Origin of the sequence: Streptomyces sp. NPDC101152, assembly GCF_044768275.1 — a bacterium.
Classification (GTDB): domain Bacteria; phylum Actinomycetota; class Actinomycetes; order Streptomycetales; family Streptomycetaceae; genus Streptomyces.
Genome location: NZ_JBIWPO010000131.1, coordinates 1 through 2376, shown reverse-complemented (window position 1 = coordinate 2376; position 2376 = coordinate 1). Strand labels below are relative to the sequence as shown.

At 68.8% G+C, this 2376-nt stretch carries 1 protein-coding gene and 1 pseudogene; both read right to left on the bottom strand.

Annotated elements, in window-relative coordinates:
- Positions 1 to 199 precede the first annotated feature (199 nt).
- Positions 200 to 2239 (bottom strand): beta-galactosidase, encoded by a 2040-nt coding sequence (locus ACIRVK_RS45445; RefSeq protein ID WP_404258032.1) that lies wholly within the window; start codon positions 2237 to 2239, stop codon positions 200 to 202.
- 44 nt (positions 2240 to 2283) lie between these two features.
- Positions 2284 to 2376 (bottom strand): annotated as a pseudogene (locus ACIRVK_RS45440) (carbohydrate ABC transporter permease); the annotation flags it as partial.

Genomic DNA, 2376 nt, shown 5'->3' with positions numbered 1-2376 from the left:
CTGGACAGGCTCCACGGTCTCCAACTCCACGGCGGTATCAGTCACTTGACGTCTCTCCCATGATCGTCGGATCCGCCGTTAGATTTACACTCCCGGGCACGGCGACCCTGTGGTGTCCCGACTGCCGCAAACCGTTCGGACGTCGTAGGCCTGGCGCGGTACGGGGGCTCTGGATCGGGTGGCCTGCTGGTCTCGGCAGTTAGCGCGCCTCGCGCACGACAGCCACACCCCCTGCCGGAACGGTGACCCAACCGGTGACGTCCTTGCCGGTGAGGAGGTCGACCCCGTTGGCGGGTACTTCGGCACCGCTCCCGCCGTGGTCGATCAGGAACAGGTAGTCGGCGTATGGGCTGGTGCGCCGGACGGCTTCGACGCCCTCCAGCGGGGTGGCGAGCACCGGCTGGACGCCGGCCTCGTCGCAGATGCGGTTCAGCAGTGCGGCGAGGGCCGCAGGGTCGGGGCGGGTCGCCAGATACCAGGCGGTTCCCGCACCGAAGGGGTGCCGGGTGACGGCTGGTACACCCCTCAGTGGACCGTCTTCGTAGGACACGACCGCTTCAGCACCCGCGAGCCGGACCCGCTCGGACCACAAGGTGGCGGTCGCGCCTGCGGGGACTGCACCGGTGAGGTGGAGCGTCTGCCCGGGCAGCAGCGGGAAGAGCTCGTCGGTCCGTACGCCGAGGACGTCCCGGAAGGCACCTGGGTAACCGCCCAGCCGTACATGACAGTTGGCGTCGACCATTCCGCTGTGGAAGCCGACGGCCAGCGTGCCACCGCGCTCGGCGAAGCCCGTGAGGTTTGTCGCGCCCGCGTCGTCCACGAGGTACAGGCTGGGGGCGAGAACCAGACGGTACGGGGACAGGTCCGTGTCGGGGCGTACGAAGTCCACGGCGACACCGGCCTGCCACAGGGGCCCGTACCAGTCCCGTACGAGGTCCAGGAAGCGCAGTTCGCTGCTGGGCTGAGAGGGTTGTTCCATCGCCCAGCGGGCGTTCCAGTCCCACACCACCGCGACCTGGGCGGCCGTCGTGCTTCCCCGCACCTCGGCCAACGCCTTCAGATCTGCACCGAGTTGGACCACATCGCGCCAGATCTGGCTGTCGGTCCCGGCGTGCGGCAGCATCGCGGAGTGCCACTGCTCGGCGCCGGCCTTGGCCGCGCGCCACTGGAAGTAGGCGATGCCGTCGGCGCCGTGGGCGACGTGGGCGAGGGCGTTGCGGCGCATCTCGCCTGCGGTTTTTGCCCGGTTGACCGGCTGCCAGTTGACGGCACCGGTGGAGTGCTCCATCAGCAGCCAGGGTCCGCCGGCAATGGAGCGGACCAGGTCGCCGCTGAGGGCGAGGTCGATCTGGGACTCGGGGTCGGTGGACTGCAGGTAGTGGTCATTGGAGACGATGTCCAGCTCCGGTGCCCAGCGCCAGTAGTCGAGGGCGTCGATGCTGAAGTTCACCATGAAGTTGGTGGTGGCGGGGGTCGATGGGGCTGCGGCTCGCAGCACGTCTCGTTCCGCTGTGTAGAGCGAGAGCAACTCGTCGGAGCAGAAGCGCCGCCAGTCCAGCAGATGGGCGGGATTGGGGTCGGCGCCGGTGGCGCGGGGCGGCAGGATCTGGTTCCAGTCGTAGTACCACTGGCTCCAGAAAGCGGTGCCCCAGGCGTCGTTGAGTACGGCCAGGTCGTCGCCGTACTTCGCCTTCAGCCAGCTGCGGAACGCCTCCGCGCTGGTGTCGCAGTAGCAGGCCGCGTTGTGGCAGCCGTACTCGTTGTGGATGTGCCACATCGCGACAGCCGGGTGGTCGGCATAGCGCTCCGCCAGGGCACGCGCGATGCGCAGCGCGGCCGTGCGGTAGGCCGGGCTGGACGGGCAGAATGTCTGGCGGCTACCGTACGAGAGCGAGCGGCCGTCGCGATCGAGGGGCAGCGCCTCCGGATGCTGGACGAAGAACCAGGCGGGCGGCGCGGCCGTCGGGGTGGCCAGGTCGGCGGCGATGCCGTGCTCGTGCAGCAGCTCCAGCAACCGGTCCGTACGGGAGAAGTCGAACTCCCCCTCGGCGGGCTCCAGCAGCGCCCACGAGAAGATGCCCACGCTCACCATGGTCACCCCGGCCTCGACCATCAGGGCCACGTCCTCGGCCCAGACCTCCTCGGGCCACTGCTCGGGGTTGTAGTCACCACCGTAGGCGATGCCAGGCACGCGGAGCGTGGGCGCGGCGGAGCCGTTGAGAGATTCAGGAAGTGTCACTGGGGTCACTTTCGATTTGTACGGAGGCTACAAGTGGCCTGTGTTCAGCCCTTGTTGGCGCCGAGGGTGAGGCCGCTGACGAACTGGCGCTGGAGCACGAAGTAGACGATCAGGGTGGGGATCGCGGTGAGCAGCGC